Source organism: Cereibacter changlensis JA139, from assembly GCF_003034985.1.
Lineage (GTDB): Bacteria > Pseudomonadota > Alphaproteobacteria > Rhodobacterales > Rhodobacteraceae > Cereibacter > Cereibacter changlensis.
The window spans coordinates 1-16819 of the sequence record NZ_PZKG01000042.1 but is presented as its reverse complement, the minus strand read 5'-3'; the positions used below and the strand labels follow the sequence as shown (position 1 = coordinate 16819).

The 16819-nt window shown below is 67.6% G+C and carries 18 protein-coding genes and 1 tRNA gene; 6 read left to right on the top strand and 13 right to left on the bottom strand.

All coding sequences use genetic code 11. The features are described from left to right. Nucleotides 1-71: 71 nt before the first annotated feature. Together C5F48_RS11080 and C5F48_RS11075 are read left to right on the top strand one after the other, a co-directional pair. Nucleotides 72-863, top strand: a complete 792-nt coding sequence (locus C5F48_RS11080) for a lytic murein transglycosylase (protein WP_107663974.1) — start codon at nt 72-74, stop codon at nt 861-863. 117 nt (nt 864-980) lie between these two features. After that, a tRNA-Glu gene (locus tag C5F48_RS11075) sits at nt 981-1055 on the top strand. 59 nt (nt 1056-1114) lie between these two features. Here the strand turns inward: C5F48_RS11075 and C5F48_RS11070 are convergent. Beyond that, a complete protein-coding gene (locus C5F48_RS11070; RefSeq protein ID WP_107663973.1) occupies nt 1115-2392 on the bottom strand; it encodes a hemolysin family protein in 1278 nt (425 codons plus the stop codon). A gap of 146 nt (nt 2393-2538) precedes the next feature. On the opposite strand from C5F48_RS11070, the gene C5F48_RS11065 reads away from it, so the two are divergent. Next, on the top strand, nt 2539-2886 hold the full coding sequence (locus C5F48_RS11065) for a hypothetical protein (protein ID WP_107663972.1): 348 nt from the start codon (nt 2539-2541) through the stop codon (nt 2884-2886). Nucleotides 2887-3019: 133 nt separating this feature from the next. Further along, nucleotides 3020-3217 (top strand): twin-arginine translocase TatA/TatE family subunit, encoded by a 198-nt coding sequence (locus C5F48_RS11060; RefSeq protein WP_107663971.1) that lies wholly within the window; start codon nt 3020-3022, stop codon nt 3215-3217. A gap of 92 nt (nt 3218-3309) precedes the next feature. Here C5F48_RS11060 and C5F48_RS11055 read toward each other — a convergent pair whose 3' ends face one another. Both C5F48_RS11055 and C5F48_RS11050 read right to left on the bottom strand, forming a co-directional pair. Next, entirely contained in the window at nt 3310-4248 is a 939-nt protein-coding gene (locus C5F48_RS11055; protein WP_107663970.1) for a 2-hydroxyacid dehydrogenase, read from the bottom strand. An 82-nt stretch (nt 4249-4330) separates the two neighbouring features. After that, entirely contained in the window at nt 4331-6013 is a 1683-nt protein-coding gene (locus tag C5F48_RS11050; protein WP_107663969.1) for a thiamine pyrophosphate-binding protein, read from the bottom strand. Nucleotides 6014-6234: 221 nt separating this feature from the next. Here C5F48_RS11050 and rfbC point away from each other — a divergent pair, with 221 nt between their 5' ends. Continuing rightward, complete coding sequence (gene rfbC, locus C5F48_RS11045) at nt 6235-6768, top strand: dTDP-4-dehydrorhamnose 3,5-epimerase (RefSeq protein WP_107663968.1); 534 nt, start codon at nt 6235-6237, stop codon at nt 6766-6768. A 160-nt stretch (nt 6769-6928) separates the two neighbouring features. Here rfbC and C5F48_RS24800 read toward each other — a convergent pair whose 3' ends face one another. From C5F48_RS24800 to C5F48_RS11030, 3 genes are all read right to left on the bottom strand, one after another. Continuing rightward, nucleotides 6929-7720 carry a hypothetical protein gene (locus C5F48_RS24800; RefSeq protein ID WP_146170582.1) on the bottom strand — a complete coding sequence of 264 codons (792 nt, stop codon included), beginning with the start codon at nt 7718-7720 and terminating at the stop codon, nt 6929-6931. Between the two features lie 165 nt (nt 7721-7885). Then, nucleotides 7886-9205, bottom strand: coding sequence for an NAD(P)H-dependent oxidoreductase (locus C5F48_RS11035; protein ID WP_107663966.1), 1320 nt, complete (start codon nt 9203-9205; stop codon nt 7886-7888). Beyond that, nucleotides 9202-10257, bottom strand: a complete 1056-nt coding sequence (locus C5F48_RS11030) for an NAD-dependent epimerase/dehydratase family protein (RefSeq protein ID WP_107663965.1) — start codon at nt 10255-10257, stop codon at nt 9202-9204. Before C5F48_RS11030 ends, C5F48_RS11035 begins: the two co-directional genes overlap by 4 nt. Before the next feature lie 231 nt (nt 10258-10488). On the opposite strand from C5F48_RS11030, the gene C5F48_RS11025 reads away from it, so the two are divergent. Next, nucleotides 10489-11163: an SDR family oxidoreductase gene (locus C5F48_RS11025; RefSeq protein WP_107663964.1), complete on the top strand. Its 675-nt coding sequence runs from the start codon at nt 10489-10491 to the stop codon at nt 11161-11163. Nucleotides 11164-11185: 22 nt separating this feature from the next. Here C5F48_RS11025 and C5F48_RS11020 read toward each other — a convergent pair whose 3' ends face one another. From C5F48_RS11020 to C5F48_RS10990, 7 genes are all read right to left on the bottom strand, one after another. Further along, nucleotides 11186-11650, bottom strand: coding sequence for an RrF2 family transcriptional regulator (locus C5F48_RS11020; RefSeq protein ID WP_107663963.1), 465 nt, complete (start codon nt 11648-11650; stop codon nt 11186-11188). A 93-nt stretch (nt 11651-11743) separates the two neighbouring features. Further along, nucleotides 11744-12193, bottom strand: coding sequence for a lytic transglycosylase domain-containing protein (locus tag C5F48_RS11015; RefSeq protein ID WP_107663962.1), 450 nt, complete (start codon nt 12191-12193; stop codon nt 11744-11746). A 10-nt stretch (nt 12194-12203) separates the two neighbouring features. After that, a complete protein-coding gene (locus C5F48_RS11010; protein WP_107663961.1) occupies nt 12204-12986 on the bottom strand; it encodes an inositol monophosphatase family protein in 783 nt (260 codons plus the stop codon). A gap of 3 nt (nt 12987-12989) precedes the next feature. Then, nucleotides 12990-13976 carry a UDP-glucose 4-epimerase GalE gene (galE, locus tag C5F48_RS11005; protein WP_107663987.1) on the bottom strand — a complete coding sequence of 329 codons (987 nt, stop codon included), beginning with the start codon at nt 13974-13976 and terminating at the stop codon, nt 12990-12992. 25 nt (nt 13977-14001) lie between these two features. Next, nucleotides 14002-15306 (bottom strand): UDP-glucose dehydrogenase family protein, encoded by a 1305-nt coding sequence (locus C5F48_RS11000; protein ID WP_107663960.1) that lies wholly within the window; start codon nt 15304-15306, stop codon nt 14002-14004. A 73-nt stretch (nt 15307-15379) separates the two neighbouring features. Next, on the bottom strand, nt 15380-16282 hold the full coding sequence (locus C5F48_RS10995) for a DMT family transporter (RefSeq protein ID WP_245941412.1): 903 nt from the start codon (nt 16280-16282) through the stop codon (nt 15380-15382). A 49-nt stretch (nt 16283-16331) separates the two neighbouring features. After that, a partial coding sequence (locus C5F48_RS10990; protein WP_107663959.1) for a LysE/ArgO family amino acid transporter occupies nt 16332-16819 on the bottom strand: 488 nt, incomplete at its 5' end.

Here is a 16819-nt window from a genome sequence, read left to right as displayed (position 1 = left end):
GTGCCGCGCGGCTCTTGCGCGGCGCAACGGTCAGCCTAGAGTAGCGTGATTGACCCAAACAGGATCTCACGATGCGCCTTGTCCCAGCCCTTTGTCTCGCCGCCCTGCTGCCCTCCGCCGCGCTTGCGGCCCCCTGCGGCGACACCTCCGCCGGATACGAGGCCTGGAAGCCGCAGATGGCGCAGGAGGCCGCCGCGGTCGGCGTCGGGCAGCGCGGCATCGACGCGCTGATGGGCACCAGCTATTCCAAGGCGACGATCTCGGCCGACCGCAACCAGAAGAGCTTCAAATACTCGCTGTCGAAGTTCATGGAGGTGCGCGGCGCCAGCACCATCGTCTCGCAGGGGCGCTCGCGCAAGGCGCGCAATGCCGAGCTCTTCGCAGCGCTGGAACGCGCCTATGGCGTGCCGCCGGGCATCCTCCTGGCGGTGCATGGCATGGAGACCGGCTTTGGCGGCTTCATGGGCGACACCAATGTGGTCTCGGCCATCGCCACCCTGTCCTACGACTGCCGCCGTACCGAGTTCTTCACCGGCCACCTCCTCGCAGCACTGCAGCTGGTCGACCGCGGCACGATCACCACGCAGTCGGTCGGGGCCAAGCACGGCGAGGTCGGCCATACCCAGTTCCTGCCGGGCAACGTGCTGGCCTACGGCGTGGACGGCAACGGCGACGGCCGGATCGACCTCTACAACCTGACCGACTCGATGGCCTCGACGGCGAATTTCTTCGCCCAGAAGGGCTGGCGGCCGGGCTTGGGCTATCAGGAGGGCGAGCCGAACTTCGCCGTGATCCGCGAGTGGAACGCCGCAACCGTCTACCAGCAGGCCATCGCCATCATGGCGGCCCAGATCGACCGCTGAGCCCCCTGCCCCGCCCCGGACGCGCGCCGGAAAAATGTCCTCGGCGCGCCTCCTTTTCCCGCATTTTGCCCCTTGCACCCTGCCGCCGCCTGTCCTAAAAGCCGCCACGTCCAGCGTGGCCCGTTCGTCTATCGGTTAGGACACCAGGTTTTCAACCTGGTAAGAGGGGTTCGACTCCCCTACGGGCTGCCACTTTTCCTCCTCGGAACAAGATATGGCCTCCGGGCCCCCGAATGGGGGCGCCGAATGGCTCACCCCTTCCGCGTCACCAGGAGCTTGTCGATCCGCCGGCCGTCGAGGTCCACCACCTCGATGGTCCAGCCGCCGAAGGCCAGCGTCTCGCCCACCGCAGGCAGGTGGCCGGTCAGTTCCAGCACCAGACCCGCCACCGTCTCGTAGCCGCGGCTCTCGGGCAGGTCGGCGTTCAGCCGGGCGGCGAATTCATCGACCGGCATCCAGCCTGCCACCAGAAGCGAGCCGTCGGCGCGGGTGACGATCTTCGGTTCGTCCTCCACCTCGTCGCTGAACTCGCCGGTGATCGCCTCCAGCACGTCCATCGGGGTGACGATGCCCTCGAAATGGCCGTATTCGTCATAGACCAGCACCATATGCGAGGGCGAGTTGCGCAGCCGCTGGATCACCTCCAGCGCGCCGAGCCCATCGCGCACGACCGGCGTTTCCTGGATCGCGGCGCGCAGGTCGTAGCCGGCGCGCAGGAAGCCGGGGGCGAGGATGTCGCGCAGGGTGATGACGCCGATGATATTGTCGTCTTCGCCATCCCGCACCGGCAGGCGCGAGCGGCGCGAATGCTGGAAGCGGCTGCGGATCTCGCGCCGGGTGTTGGCCAGATCGACGATCTCGACCTCGTGGCGCGGCGTCATCAGCCCGCGCGCGGTGCGGTCGGCGATGCGCATCACCCCGGCGATCATCTGGCTCTCGGCGGGCTGCATCGCCCCGGAGGTCTCGGCCTCGGCGATGATGTAGCGCACCTCCTCGTCGCTGACATTGGCCTCGGCGCCGCCCGACTGCGACAGCAGTTTCAGCACCAGCCGGCCGGAAGCGTCGAGCAGCCAGACCAGCGGCGCCGCCCCGCGCGAGATCGCCAGCATCAGCGGGGCCACCTTGGCCGCGACCTTCTCCGGCGCCTTCAGCGCAATCTGCTTCGGTACCAGCTCGCCGACGATCAGCGACAGATAGGTGATCAGCACCACCACGCTGCCGACGCCCAGGGTGTTGGCCATCACCGGCGAGAGCCCCGCCTCGCGCAGCGTACCGGCGAGGCGCGCGCCCAGCGTCGCGCCGGAGAAGGCGCCGGAGAGCACGCCGACCAGGGTGATGCCGATCTGGACGCTGGAGAGGAACTTGCCCGGCTCTTCCGCCAGCCGCATCGCGGTGGCGGCGCCCTTGCTGCCGCGGTCGGCCAGCATCTTCAGCCGCGGCGTGCGGGCCGAGACGATGGCGAGCTCCGACATGGCGAGCACCCCGTTGGTCACTGTCAGCAGCAGCACGAGGGCGATTTCGAGGATCATGGCTCCGGTCCGGTTGAGGTCGATGAAGGAGCGCCGACAATCACCGATCCTCCCGGCGACATCAATGGTCGCGAGGTGGCGCAGTTCCGCCTGCGGCAGCCGCAGCTTGGCTTGTCTTTGTCACGGCAGGGTGTCAGCTTTCGGGGATGCGACCCGCATCGCCCCCGCCCGCCCGCCTGATCCCCGCGCTGCTGCTGCGGATCGCGCTGGCCTGCGCTCTGGCGCTGGGGGTGGGATCGCGCATCGGCCCGACCGCGGCGGGGGCGCTGGAAAGCCGGCTGCCCGCGGCGCTGGCGACGGAGCAGCGGGTGGCGAAGGCCGTCGAGCGGGGGGCGGAGGTGGCGGATGACCCGCCGGTCGCGGTGCTGCCGGCGGAGGCTTTGGCGCCGCTTGCATCGCCGCGCGCCTCGGGCCTGACGCCTGTGCCGCACGGCAGAGTGCGGGCGCGGAGAGTGGGCGCCGCGCAGGCCCGCGCGCCCCCGGCGCGGGGCTGATCCGGCAGAGGCCGGAGGCAGCGCCGCCGCGCGGGGTTTCCGCATGGGGGCGCGCCGCATGAACCCCTCCCCGTTTCCGCATCCCGCCGGGCCGAGGCTGCCCGGTCGAGGATCATCCCGAAAGGATCACACCATGCTCGGCAGAGTTGGTCTCCCCGAAATGCTCATCATCGCCACCGTCCTGCTCGTGCTCTTCGGGCGCGGCAAGGTCAGCACCATGATGGGCGAGGTCGGCAAGGGCATCGCCGCCTTCCGGAAAGGCGTGAAGGACGGCGCCGCCGAAGAGGCCCCCGACCCGCTGCCCGCCCCGCAGCTGATCGAGAAGGCCTGAGAGCCCCCGCAGCGCCGGGGCGCATCCCGCCCCGGCGAACCCGCGACTGGCAGAGCCGGACAGCCGCGACCTGCCCACCGTCCCGCCCGACCTCAGTTGACAGGCGTCAACAGCGGCTTCCCGGCGAAATGCGCCGCGAGGTTGTCCACCACCAGCTGCGCCATCGCATCGCGCGTCTCTTCCGTCCCGCTGGCGTGGTGCGGATAGAGCGTGACATTCGGCAGCGCGGTCAGCGCCGGGTCCGGGGTCGGCTCGTTCAGGAACACGTCGAGCCCCGCCGAGCCGAGCCCGCCATCGCCCAGCGCCGCGATCAGCGCGGGCTCGTCCACCACCGTGCCGCGGGCGATGTTGACCAGCGTGCCTTCCGGCCCCAGCGCCCGGATCACCGCCTCGTCCACCAGATTGCGCGTGTCGGGCCCGCCCGCCACCGCCACCATCAGCACATCGGCCCAGCGCGCCAGATCGACCGGGGCGGCGATATAGGCCTGCGGCAGGTCCTTCTTCGACCGACCGCTATAGGCGACCTCCATCCCCAGCCCCTCGCAGCGCCGGGCGATGGCCTGCCCGATCCGCCCCATGCCGACGATGCCGAGCTTCTTGCCCCGGATCGAGGTTTGCAGCGGATACATCCCCTGCCGCCCCCAGTCGCCGGACCGCACATAGGCATCCGCGCGCCGCAGGTCGCGCCGCGCCGCCAGCATCAGCATCAGCGCGGTATCGGCCACGTCGTCGAACAGCGCGTCCGACGTGGTGGTCATCCGCACCCCCCGCTCGGTCAGCGCATCAAGGTCGATGCTCTCGAACCCCGCCGAGACGCAGGCGACGAGCTGCAGCGCCGGCAGAGCCTCGATCATCGCGCGGTCGAGCGGCGCATGGCCGTTGGTCACCGCCGCCACGCAGGACGGCCCGACCTCGGCCAGAAAGGCGGCCTTCTCCGCCGCCTGATCGTAGCGGTGCAGCCGGTAACTGGCTTCGAGCAGCGCCATCTGCTTGGGGCGGATCGGGGCGATCACCAGAACATCGGGTTTCATGCGGGGGGTCTTTCCAGTTGGGAGGCGTGGATCGGCGCTCCCCGGCCCGTCGGGGCCGCGGAGGCGGTGGCGGGGCGGCGGCTCAGCGCCCGGCGGCCTGCGAGGCGGCGCGGATCTGGCTCAGCGAGCGGGCCGGGGTCAGCGCCTCGGGATCGGTCACGCAATGCAGGATCGCGGGCTTGCCGCTGTCCTGCGCGCGGCGGAAGGCGGGCATGAACTCGGCCGTGGTCTCCACCCGCTCGCCATGACCGCCGAAAGCCCGGGCATAGGCGGCGAAATCGGGGTTCTTCAGCTCGGTGCCGATCACCCGGCCCGGGTATTCCCGCTCCTGATGCATGCGGATCGTGCCATACATGCCGTTGTCGACCACGACGACGATCACCGGCAGATCGTATTGCACCGCCGTTGCGAACTCCTGCCCGGTCATCAGGAAACAGCCGTCGCCCGCGAAGGCCACCACCGTCTTCTGCGGCATCACCCGCTTCGCCGCCACCGCCGCGGGCACACCGTAGCCCATCGAGCCGGAGGTCGGCGCGAGCTGGGCGCCGAACTGGCGGTAACGGTAGTAGCGGTGCAGCCAGATCGCGTAATTGCCCGCGCCATTGGTCACCACCGCATCGCGCGGCAGCTCGTTGCGCAGCGCCACCATCACCTCGCCGAGGTTGAAGCTGCCCGGCACCTCGGTCGGCGTGTCGCTCCAGCTGTGATAGATCGCATGACCCTCGGCCAGAAGCCCCTTGCGGTCGCGGCTGCCCTTCAGCGCGCCCACCCCGGCAAGGAAGGCGCGCGGGGTCATGTTGAAGGCCAGATCCGGGCGATAGACCCGGCCGATCTCCTCGGCCCCCGGATGGACGTGGATGAACTTTTGCGACGGGCTGGGAATGTCCAGCAGGCTGTAGGACTGGCTCGGCATCTCCGACAGCCGCCCGCCCAGAAGCAGCACCAGATCGCTCGCCTTGGCATAGTCCACCAGCTTCGGATTGGCGCCGACGCTCAGATCGCCGGCGAAATTCGGATGGTCGCAGGGAAACAGCCCCTGCCGCCGGAACGACACCGTGACCGGGCAGGAGAATGCCTCGGCAAAGCCCGCGAGTTGCGTCACCGCCTCGGCATCCCAGCCGCTGCCGCCCGCCACGATCAGCGGACGCTCGGCGGCATCCAGAAGCGCGGCGAGCTCGGCCAGCGCCCCGGCGCTCGGCGCCGCATCGGCGGGCCGCATCGGCGGCACGGCCTCCGCCCCCGTCATCGCCACCAGCATGTCCTCCGGCAGCGCGATCACCACCGGCCCCGGACGGCCCGAGGTCGCCACATGGAAGGCCCGCGCCACCAGCTCCGGCACCCGGTCGGCGTCGTCGATCTCGGTCACCCATTTCGCCATCGAGCCGAAGACCGCGCGGTAATCCACCTCCTGAAACGCCTCGCGCTCGCGCATCCCGGTCTCGATCTGGCCGACGAACAGGATCATCGGCGTCGAATCCTGCATCGCCACATGCACCCCGGCGGCGGCATTGGTCGCCCCCGGGCCGCGGGTGACGAAACAGACGCCGGGCTTGCCCGTCAGCTTGCCATGCGCCTCGGCCATCATCGCCGCCCCGCCCTCTTGCCGGCAGATCGTCACCTTGACCTCCGCGTCATGCAGCGCGTCGAGCACGGCGAGATAGCTTTCGCCGGGCACGCAGAACACATCCGTCACGCCTTCGGTGACCAGCTGGCGCACGATGGCTTCTCCACCGGTGAGCGGGGAAAGGGAGGTTGACTGGTCCATGGCGGCGCCTCTGTGCAAGGGATGGGAACAGGCCGGGGGCCCGCCCCCCTGCCTATCCGGTTTCGCACCGCAGATTAAGCCTTTTGTGCCGCTGCCCGCCGCCGCACGGCGCCGCTTTGCGGTTGCCCGGGCCGCCGATTCCGGCCACCTTCGGCGCGACGGGGACCGATTGCCCCGCCCTCCCGCTCTGCCGGGGCGCTTTTTCACCAACCGAGGTTCTCATGCGTTTCATTCCCACCACCCTGCAAGATGCCTTCCTCATCGAGGAAGAGCCCCGCACCGACGAGCGCGGCTATTTCGCCCGCAGCTTCTGCGAGACCGAGATGGCCGATGCCGGGCTGAAGACCCGCTTCGTCCAGCACAACAACTCCTTCAACCACCTGAAGGGCACGCTGCGCGGCATGCATTACCAGCACGCCCCCCATGCCGAGGTGAAGGTGGTGACCTGCATCCGGGGCAGCATCCATGACGTGATCATCGACCTGCGCAAGGACTCCTCCACCTACATGAAGTGGGAGGGCTTCACCCTGGCCGCGGGCGACCACCGCCAGCTCTACATCCCCGAGGGCTTCGCCCATGGCTACCTGACGCTGGAGGATGGCGCGGCGGTCTCCTACCTCGTCTCGACCGCCTATGCCCCGGGCACCGAAGGCGGCGTGCGCTGGAACGACCCGGCCTTCGGCATCGACTGGCCGGTGGAGGTCACGGTGATCTCGGAGAAGGACGCGGCCTGGCCAGATTATGCTGCCGGCTGAGGCGGGCCCACCAAAGCAAGAGGCTGGTCCCGTGGGGCCGGCCATTTGCAACTGAGGGTGCAGGTGACCATTACGCACGCTTCTGACCGGCAACGACCGCCCATGGGACGTAGCTGCCCTTCGTGGAGACTGAGGAGCGAGCGATCCACGAAGTATCTAGTCAATCCTCATAAAAGAATGGATTCTTAAAGAAATCTATCCAAAATTCATCATAATCTTCCTTGGTAAGATCGGCAATCTCTTCAAGCCCCGAATAGATATCCGATGTGGTCCACGCTCGAATAAAATCCACCGCTATCTGTGCAGCCCGATCTCCGAAAGTATAAAGCTCGTTGTAGCTGTAATCTGGCTCTTTATCCGTCCACCCATTATCGATGGCGATCTTTGGAAACTTCAGAGAATGAAAGAAGGTGTTCCTGAAGTGCTCGATTTTTTGCCAAGCATCATCATCTGATAAATGGTAGTCGATACGATCGCAGATATCTGACAGCCGCTTGTAAGAGTCGTAGGCCAACTGCCTCACCTCTGCGGGAGTTGCGCCGGCGTGCCGTATCTTGGTGTTTTCCAGCAAAATATCTGGATGTACCTCCGTCGCCCTGCGATACATATCGCGCAGACGCATGAGGGTCATGTCTCCGGAGTGCTTGAGACGATCCCGCTGCGCTGCCGATGCTTTCGGATTACTGCTAGACAAAGAACTAGACCTTCGTCGGTCGTCGTTTGCCCGCTCAGACAAAGCCCAGACAACACCAACAAGCCTCGAAATTCTTAGATTTTTCGTTTCGTTGAAAAACTGAACAACCGGATGCTTTAGAGAGGCTTCTCGTGGGCACTTTTCTTTCAAGCCTTCCAGCGAATTCATAGCGCCACGTAAGACGCCATATTCTTGTGCCATGCCAGCACATTTTTCGGAAATGAAATCGAGCTCTTCTAAGAAACGCTGCTTGTCCATTCGAACAGATCTTCTCCATTGGGTTCGCGAGATACCTTTATCCGGTGCGATCTGAAATTGCATAGCTATTGCACGCTCAACCGGCGTTCCCGCGGCTGCAATCCACTGCCCAAACCAAAAAGCCGGCCCACGGGACCGGCCTCTCGTCTGCACAGGAACCGCCCCTCACACCAGCCCGAACACCTGCTCCATCTCGGCATAGAGCGCGTCGATGCGGCGGCCTTCCGGGATGCGCACATCGGCGAAGGTCAGCACCTCGTCCTTGGCCACGTCGCGCGTCAGCACGCAGCCCTCGGCCAGACCCATCGGCAGCAGCCGCTCCTTGGCGATCACCTCGGAATTGTCCGCCTGTCCGTAGGCCATGAAGCCGCCGATCCCATCGAGCGTCTCGCCCGCCGTCAGGTCGCGCTTGGCCACCGCCACCACGCCGACCAGCGGCCCGTCGATCGGCGCCAGCGCCGCGTCGTCGAACAGCACCGCGCGGGCGACGGTCATCGGCACCTCGAAATGGCACAGGTGATAGGGCGTGTAGAACAGGTAATACGGCCCCTCCCCCAGCTTGTAGAGGTTGAGGTAATGCTTCTGCACCGGATCGTCATGGGTGCCGATCACGAAGACCCCCGGCCCGGGCCGCGCGCCGACGATGTAATCGACAATCCCCGGCCCCTCGGGGTCGAGATGCGGCGCGAACATCGCCACATAGTCCTCGAGCGGGCGCAGCGGCAGCGTCGGGTTCTTGTTGGTCGGGTCGATCCCGATCATCCCGCGCTTGGCCACCCGCATGCCGGTGCCGTTGGCGACGATTGCCTGCTCGTAGGAGATCTTGGTGCCATCGGCGAAGGAGGTCACCATCTCGGCCTTCTGGCCCCATTTTTCGGCAAAGCCGCGCTGGGTCTCGGGTGTGCGGTATTCGTCCTGCAGCGCCTTGATGTTGCCGCAGAGCACCGGCTTGACCCCGATGCCCTTGACGAAGCGCCAGAGGTTCATCTGCACCCCGGGCTGGTCGCCGTCGCAATTGGTGTAGATCACCCCCGCCGCATCGGCCTTCTTCTTCAGAAGCGGGCCCACGGTGCCGTCAAGTTCGGCATTCATCAGGATCACATGCCGCTTGGTGGCAATCGCCATTTCCACCGCCGACAGCGCGTAATCCATCGAGCCAGTCACCTCCACCAGCGCGTCATAGCCCCGCGCCTCGGCCAGCACCGCCGGGTCTTCGGTCACCACCGGCACGCCCTCGGCCATCGCGGCCTCGACCTCGGCCACGGTGGCGGCGGTGCGCACCGTCTCGCCCTCGCGGCTCTTCTCGAAGGCGGCGACGCCCTGTTCGGCCCGCCGCGCGGCGATGCCGACCAGCACCATGCCCGGCACCGATTTGGCGATCTGCAGCGCGATGCCGATCCCCATGAAGCCCGCGCCCACCATCGCCACCCGGATCGGACGGCCTGCCGCCTCGCGCTTGGCCAGCGCCGTGTCGACGATGATCATGCCATCGCCTCGACCTGCGGGTTGGTCCAGAACAGCTTCTCGTCCAGGAGCCCGGTCTTGCGCAGCCGGTTCAGCATCTTCAGCCGGGTGAAGCTGTCGGAGGTGAATTCCTCCGCCGTCATGTCGATCCGCTCGAAGACCTGCCGCATCTGCTGCGCGCCCTTCTCGGCGGTCCACTGGCATTTGAAAGCGGGGAGAACCTTGCCGATCTTGTCGAAATTCACCCGGTAGGAGCGGTTGTCGGCCGAGGGCTGGCCCACTTCCAGCTCGCAGCCCGGGAAGCTGCGCGCGACGATCTGGGCGATCTCCAGCACGCGGTAGTTCTGGTCGTTGGAGCCGACGTTGTAGCGCTGGCCGCGGATCGCGTCGGCAGGGGCGGTCAGCGACAGATGCACCGCCTGACACATGTCCAGCGCATGCACCAGCGGACGCCAGGGCGAGCCGTCGGACAGGAGGGTGATCTTGCCCGTGGTCCAGGCCAGACCGCAGAGATCGTTCAGCACGATGTCGAACCGCTGGCGCGGGCTCGCGCCATAGGCGGTGGCGTTGCGCAGGAAACAGGGCTCGAAATCGTCGCCCGCCATCTTGGTCAGGTCTTCCTCGACCTTCACCTTGCATTCGGCATAGGCGGTCTGCGGGTTCACCGGGCTCGCCTCGTCGAGGATCTGGTCGGGCTGGCCCACGCCATAGACCGAACAGGACGACATGTAGACGAAGCGCTTGATGCCCGCCTTGCGCGCCATGTTGGCCAGATGCACCGAGCCGCCGTGGTTGATCTCATGCGTCAGCCCCGGGCTCTGCTGGCCGAGCGGGTCGTTCGACAGTTCCGCCAGATGGGCGATGGCGTCGAAGCCCTGCAGATCCTCCGCCGTGACCGAACGGATGTCCTTGGTCAGCACCGCCGGACGCGGCGCCGAGGTCGGGTAGAGCCAGCCCTTGCGGTAGAAGCCGGTGTCGAGCCCGACGGCCTCCATGCCCTGCTGCAGCAGGTAGGGCCCGAGCAGGGCGCCGACATAGCCGTCGGCGCCGGTGAAAAGAACTTTCAACGTCATCAATTTCTCCAAAGAATACGCCCCCGCGAGAGGGTCGGCCGTCAGGAAAGCAGTAAACTAGATCGTCGACGCCGGTAATGGCCGCCCCCCGGCAGCCGGGTGCGGCGATATTCAGAAAGCGGGCCGCCCAAGTCAAGGCCGGACGCCGGGAAACCGCCGTTGCGCGGGGGTCCGGCAGAACCAATCGCCGGCCTCGCGCGTTGGAGAGGCAGATCCCGGAAAGGAAACCCCATGACCGCAAAGACCCTGTTCATCACCGGCGCTTCCAGCGGCATCGGCGAGGCCACCGCCCGCGCCGCCGTCGCCCAAGGCTGGAACGTCGGCCTCTTCGCCCGCCGCGCCGACAAGCTGCAGGCGCTGGCCGCCGAGTTGGGCGAAACCGCCCTGCCCCTTCCCGGCGACGTGAGCCGCACCGAAGACCTGACCAAGGCCCTCGCCACCCTCGCCGACCGCTTCGGCGCGGTGGACGCCGCCTATGCCAATGCCGGCATGGGACTGGACCACCCCGGCGTCGAGAAGGGCGCGCCGGAGGAATGGCGGCGGATGATCGACGTGAACGTGATGGGCGTGCTCTACACCGCCCATGCCGCCCTGCCGCATCTGCGCAGTTCGAAGGGCCACATGCTGCTCACCGGCTCCGCCGCGGGACGGCGCGAGATCAAGGGCTCGGTCTATGGCGCGAGCAAGTGGTTCGTGCATGGCTTCGCCGAGAACCTTGCCGCCGAGATGCACGAATGGGGCGGGCGCTGCACCGTCATCGCCCCGGGCATGGTGAACACCGCCTTCTTCGACCAGCCGAAGCCCGACAAGATCCAGCCTGACGACGTGGCCCGCGCCGCGCTCTTCGCCCTCTCGGCCGGCCCCACCGCCAGCCTGCGCGAGATCTTCCTGATGCCGCAGGGCTGAGCGGAATGAAAAACGGCGCCGCTCAGGCGGCGCTGGTCGGCATCGCCAGGATCTGCTCCGCCGCGGCGGGCGACCCGGCGAGGTCGGCCAGCGTCAGCGATTCGATCAGCAGCAGGTAGGACCAGAACACTTCGGCGAAAAGCTTGCGGATCCGGCAGGCGGTCTCGTCGGTGCAATCCTCGCAGCGCTGGTAGGCCCGGCGCGAGAGACAGGGCAAGGGCGCGATCGGCCCGTCGATCATCCGGAGCAGCTCGCTGAGCGGGATCGACGACGGCTCCTTGATCAGCACGTAACCGCCGTTGCGGCCGCGGATGCTGGCGATGTAGCCGGCGTTGCGGATCTCCAGCAGGATATGCTCCAGAAAGCGCTTCGGCGTCTCGGACCGCTGGGCGATATCCTCGATCCTGAGCGCCCGGCCTTGGCCAGCCTTCTCGTCGGCAAGCGCCATCAGCGCCTTCAGGGCATATTTCATCTTCTGGGTGATCATGCCGAATCCTAGGATGACCCGCCGTCAGGCGCAACCGCGGCCGGGGCGCTGCGACACACAAGACATTTCACTCTGTGACGGAATCCGCCGGGTTCAGCGCAGCCCGGTCGCGTCCAGAAGCCCCATCCGCTTGGCCTCGTAATAGTAGCCCTTGGCATACCACATCTCGGCCCGGTCATGGTCGCCGCGGGCCACCAGATAGGCGCCGCGCAGGTATTTCCCGGCGTATTTCAGGTTGGTCTCGGCATCCAGCAGCTCCGCGGGCTCGCCGCGGAAGCCCATGGTCCGCGCCGTCTGCGGATGGATCTGCAACAGCCCGTAATAGGGCCCGTTGCGCGCGCCGGGGTTGTAGCCGCTTTCGCGCCGCACCATGCGGTGCACCAGCTCCTCCGGCATCTGGTAATGCCGCGCATAATCCGTGATCAGCCGCATCACCTCGGGCGAGCCGGCCTGCTGCGGACCGCGCTGCGGCTTTTCGGCGGCGCCGCAGGCCGCCAGCAGCAGCAGCCCGGCCAGCGCCATCCGGCGTGAGATCATCGACATCGCGTCCCCCTCAGCCCGCGGCGGCCAGAACGGCCTGCAACCCGTCCCAGACCTCAGGCTGCGCGGCGATCACCATGCCACCCGATCCGTCGCCGGGGAAGGGGGCGACGCGCCCGCCCGCCTCGCGGATCATCAGCAGCGCCGCCAGACAGTCCCAGGCGTTCATATGCGGCTCGTAATAGCCGCCGAGCCGCCCCGCCGCGACCGAGGCCAGCATGATCGCGCCTGACCCATTGCGGTAGAACAGCCCGCCCGCCGTCATCAGCTCGCGGATCACCGCGGCGCAATGGTCGGGCGGGGTGCGGTGGCTCGCGCCGATGGCGATCACCGAATTGGCCACCACCATCTCGGGCCGCGGCTTCAGCCGCACCCCGTTGAGGAAGGCCCCCTGCCCGGCCCGCGCGGTGAAGCGCTCCTGCATCAGCGGCTGCTCGATCACCCCGGCGACGGTCTCGCCGTCCTCGACCAGCGCCAGCACCACGCACCAATGCGGCAGGCCGTTCAGGAAAGGCGTCGTGCCGTCGATCGGGTCGATCACCCAGGTGAAGCCCGAGGTTCCGCCTTGCGTCCCGCCCTCCTCGCCGAGAAAGCCGTCTTCGGGATAGACCGCCGAGATCCGCGCCCGGATCAGCTCCTCGACCTCCCGGTCGGCGCGGCTGACGATGTCCTGCGGGCTTGCCTTGTCCTCGATCACCAGCGTGTCGCGGTTCCGGAAGAAGTCGAGCGCCAGCGCCGCGGCCTCGCCGACCACGGCTTCGGCCAGCGCAAGCCGCTCGGTTATGGCATCGGGCATCGTCTACTCCTTGAAAGGATGCGCCTGCGACCAGCGCCAGGCGTCGGTGATCATCGTGGGCAGGGTCGAGCGTGTCGGCTGCCATCCCAGTTCGCGCACCGCCCGGGCCGAACCGGAGACCAGCGCGACCGCATCGCCCGCCCGCCGGTCGCCCATGACGACGGGCACCTCGCGGTTGGTGACGACGCGCGACTGCTCGATCACCTCGCGCACCGAGAAGCCCTTGCCGGTGCCGAGGCAATAGACCCCGTTGCCCTTGCCGGCCAGAAGATGCTTCAGCCCCAGCACATGCGCCTCGGCCAGATCCATCACATGCACATAGTCGCGGATGCAGGTGCCGTCCGGCGTGTCGTAATCGGTGCCGAATACCGTCAGCGCCGGGCGCTTGCCCTCGATCGCTTCCAGCATCAGCGGAATGAGATGCGTCTCGGGCTCGTGCTGCTCGCCGATCTCGCCGTCCGGGTCGGCGCCCGCCACGTTGAAATAGCGGAAGATCACGTGGTTCAGGTCATAGGCCGCGCCGAAATTGGCCAGCATTTCCTCGATGGCGCGTTTCGAGGCGCCATAGGCATTGATCGGGCGCTGCGGCGTGTCCTCGTCGAGGATCACGCCGTCCTGATCGCCATAGGTGGCGCAGGTCGAGGAGAAGACGAAGTTGCGGCAACCCGCCGCCACCGTCGCCTCGATCAGGTTCAACGACCCGTTGACGTTCACCCGCCAATAGGTGCCCGGGTCCTTCATCGACACGCCGACCAGCGACAGCGCCGCGAAATGCATCACCGCCACGGGCTTGTATTGCGCGAAGGCCGCGTCGATGCTGGCGCGATCCATCAGGTCGCCCTGCGCCAGCGGGCCGTAACGCACCGCCTCCGACCAGCCGGTCGAGAGATTGTCGAAGGCCACGGGCACGAAACCCGCCGCCTTCAGCACCTTGCAGGCATGAGAGCCGATATAGCCCGCCCCGCCCGTCACCAGCACATGATCCGCCATCGAGCGCTCCCGTTCCGTCAGGGCCTCAGCGCCCGACGCCGACATAGCCGTCGAAGCCGGCCTCTGTCGCCTCTTTTTCCGAGTAGATGTTGCGCAGGTCGGCCATCTTCGGCGAGATCATGCCGCCGGCGATCCGCTCCAGATCCAGCGCGCGGAACTCGTTCCACTCGGTCAGGATCACCATGACCGAGGCGCCCTCGGTCGCGGCATAGGCATCGTCCATCCAGGTGACGCCCGGCAGCAGCGCCTTGCCCTCGCGCAGCCCCTCCGGGTCCACCACCCGCACCTTTGCGCCCATGCCGACCAGCGCCGGCACGATGGTCAGCGAGGGTGCGTCGCGCATGTCGTCGGTGTTCGGCTTGAAGGTCACGCCCAGCACCGCCACGGTCTTGTCATTGACCGAGCCGTCGCAGAGGTCGGTGATCTTGTCGATCATCCGCCGCTTGATCTCGTCGTTCACCTTGATGACGGTCTCGGTGATCTGCATCGGCACCGCATGCTCCTGCCCCATCCGGGCCAGCGCCTTGGTGTCCTTGGGGAAGCACGACCCGCCATAGCCCGGCCCGGCATGCAGGAACTTGTTGCCGATCCGCCCGTCGAGCCCGATGCCCTTCGACACCGCCTTGATGTCGGCCCCGACCCGCTCGGACAGCGCCGCAATCTCGTTGATGAAGGTGATCTTGGTGGCGAGGAAGGCGTTCGCCGCGTATTTGATCATCTCGGCGCTCTCGAGCCCGGTATAGACCACCGGGAAGTCGCGCAGGAACAGCGGGCGGTAGATGTCGGCCATCACCTTCTTGGCGCGCTCGGATTCCACGCCCACCACCACGCGGTCGGGCCGCATGAAGTCGTCGATGGCGGCGCCCTCGCGCAGGAATTCGGGGTTGGAGGCCACGTCGAATTCCGCCGCCGGATTGGCCTCGGCCACCACGGCCTGCACCTTGCGGTTGGTGCCGATCGGCACGGTGGATTTCGTAACCACCACGGCATAGCCGGTCAGCGCCCGGCCGATCTCCGCCGCCGCCGCCATCACATAGGTCAGGTCGGCATGGCCGTCGCCGCGCCGCGTCGGCGTGCCCACCGCGATGAACACCGCATCCGCCCCGTCGACCGCCGCCGCCAGATCCAGCGTGAAGCTCAGCCGCCCGGCGGCGACGTTCTTCACCATCAGCGCTTCCAGCCCCGGCTCGAAGATCGGCACCTGCCCGTTGGTCAGCTTCTCGATCTTCGCCGGATCCTTGTCGACGCAGATGACCTCGTGACCGAAATCGGAGAAACACACGCCCGACACAAGGCCGACATAGCCCGTGCCAATCATCGCAATCTTCATGCTGTCGCCATCCCCATGGTGTTTCCGACTGTCTATGCTGCACTGCGGCTTGCTGTCAAACCAGCCCTGCGGTTTAATCTATGGCGGCGGGCACAACCTGCGGTTTCAGCCGCGACTCCCGCCAGGTGATGTAGCTGATCGCCCCGATGATCACCGCGCCGCCCAGCAGAACGAACACATCCACCCCCTCGCCGAAGACCAGCGCGCCCAGCAGCGTGGCCCAGATCAGTTGCAGGAAGGTGACAGGCTGCGTCACCGCCAGCGGCGCTGCCCGGAAGGCCCGCGTCATGCAGTAATGCCCCGAGGTGGCGCAGGCCGCGACCAGCGCCAGCCAGCCGATCTGGGCCAGCGTCACCGGCTCCCAGACCCAGAGCGCGAAGGGCAGAAGCCCCAGCGTCACGCAGAGCGACATCATCGCCACGATGGTCCCGGCCCCGGCGATGCCGCTCAGCCGCTTCACCATGAGATAGCTGCCGGCGAAGAAGGTCGCCGCCGCCAGCTGCGACAGATGCCCGGCCCCGAGGTCGCGCAGCCCCGGGCGCAGCACGATCGCCGTGCCGATAAGCGCCACCGCGATGGCCAGCATCCGCCGCCAGGCCAGCCGCTCGCCGAAGAACAGCGCCGCGCCCAGCGTCACCAGCACCGGGTTCAGATAGCCGATGGCCGTCACCTCGGCGACCGGGATCCGCGCCATGGCGTAGAACCAGAAGATCACCGCCACGGTATGGAAGGCCCCGCGCCAGGCGAAGAGCCGCAGCGCCCCCATGGGCAGGCCGTCGCGCAGCAGCGACCGCAGCGCCGGCAGCACGAAGATCAGCCCGAGGGCGAAGCGCAGGAAGGCCGATTGCGCGGCGGGCAGGTCGGTGCCGAGATGGCGCACCACCCCGGTGACGCCGACGAAGCTCAGCCCCGAGGCGAGCATCCAGCCCACGCCCTCCAGCGTCCGGCTCCGGGAGGGGGCGGCAGTCTGCATCATGCCGGCATCTGAAGCCGATCGCGGCGCCGGGTTCAAGCCTCTTCTGGCCTCAGCCGCCGAGGATCAGCCCCGCCGCCAACGCCCACATGGTGCAGCCGACCAGCACCTCCAGCACCACCCAGGCCCGCGGGCGGGCAAAGACCGGGGCCAGCAGCCGTGCGCCGAAGCCCAGCGCCGAGAAGAACGCCAGCGAGGCGCAGACCGCGCCGATCCCGAAGGCCAGCCGGTGCGGGTCGTATTGCGCCGAGATCGAGCCCAGAAGCACCACCGTGTCGAGATAGACATGCGGGTTGGCCCAGGTCAGCACCAGCAGTGCGCCGATCACCCGGCCCAGCGGCGCCGCGCCGCCCGCCGCCGGCGCCAGCGCCTCGCCGCCACGCAAAGCCGCCCGGAAGCGCAGCGCGCCATAGACGAAGAGGAAAGCCGCCCCGCCCCAGAGCATCGCCCGGCCGAGCCAGGGCGCGAGTTCGGACAAAACCCCGAAGCCCGCCACCCCCGCCGCGATCAGCAGCGCATCCGACAGGGCGCAGGTCAGCA

Coding starts and splice junctions, on each gene's coding strand:
- C5F48_RS11080 (WP_107663974.1), top strand. CDS start 72: ATGCGCCTTGTCCCAGCCCTTTGTCTCGCCGCCCTGCTGCCCTCCGCC.
- C5F48_RS11070 (WP_107663973.1), bottom strand. CDS start 2,392: ATGATCCTCGAAATCGCCCTCGTGCTGCTGCTGACAGTGACCAACGGG.
- C5F48_RS11065 (WP_107663972.1), top strand. CDS start 2,539: ATGCGACCCGCATCGCCCCCGCCCGCCCGCCTGATCCCCGCGCTGCTG.
- C5F48_RS11060 (WP_107663971.1), top strand. CDS start 3,020: ATGCTCGGCAGAGTTGGTCTCCCCGAAATGCTCATCATCGCCACCGTC.
- C5F48_RS11055 (WP_107663970.1), bottom strand. CDS start 4,248: ATGAAACCCGATGTTCTGGTGATCGCCCCGATCCGCCCCAAGCAGATG.
- C5F48_RS11050 (WP_107663969.1), bottom strand. CDS start 6,013: ATGGACCAGTCAACCTCCCTTTCCCCGCTCACCGGTGGAGAAGCCATC.
- rfbC (WP_107663968.1), top strand. CDS start 6,235: ATGCGTTTCATTCCCACCACCCTGCAAGATGCCTTCCTCATCGAGGAA.
- C5F48_RS24800 (WP_146170582.1), bottom strand. CDS start 7,720: ATGGACAAGCAGCGTTTCTTAGAAGAGCTCGATTTCATTTCCGAAAAA.
- C5F48_RS11035 (WP_107663966.1), bottom strand. CDS start 9,205: ATGATCATCGTCGACACGGCGCTGGCCAAGCGCGAGGCGGCAGGCCGT.
- C5F48_RS11030 (WP_107663965.1), bottom strand. CDS start 10,257: ATGACGTTGAAAGTTCTTTTCACCGGCGCCGACGGCTATGTCGGCGCC.
- C5F48_RS11025 (WP_107663964.1), top strand. CDS start 10,489: ATGACCGCAAAGACCCTGTTCATCACCGGCGCTTCCAGCGGCATCGGC.
- C5F48_RS11020 (WP_107663963.1), bottom strand. CDS start 11,650: ATGATCACCCAGAAGATGAAATATGCCCTGAAGGCGCTGATGGCGCTT.
- C5F48_RS11015 (WP_107663962.1), bottom strand. CDS start 12,193: ATGTCGATGATCTCACGCCGGATGGCGCTGGCCGGGCTGCTGCTGCTG.
- C5F48_RS11010 (WP_107663961.1), bottom strand. CDS start 12,986: ATGCCCGATGCCATAACCGAGCGGCTTGCGCTGGCCGAAGCCGTGGTC.
- galE (WP_107663987.1), bottom strand. CDS start 13,976: ATGGCGGATCATGTGCTGGTGACGGGCGGGGCGGGCTATATCGGCTCT.
- C5F48_RS11000 (WP_107663960.1), bottom strand. CDS start 15,306: ATGAAGATTGCGATGATTGGCACGGGCTATGTCGGCCTTGTGTCGGGC.
- C5F48_RS10995 (WP_245941412.1), bottom strand. CDS start 16,282: ATGATGCAGACTGCCGCCCCCTCCCGGAGCCGGACGCTGGAGGGCGTG.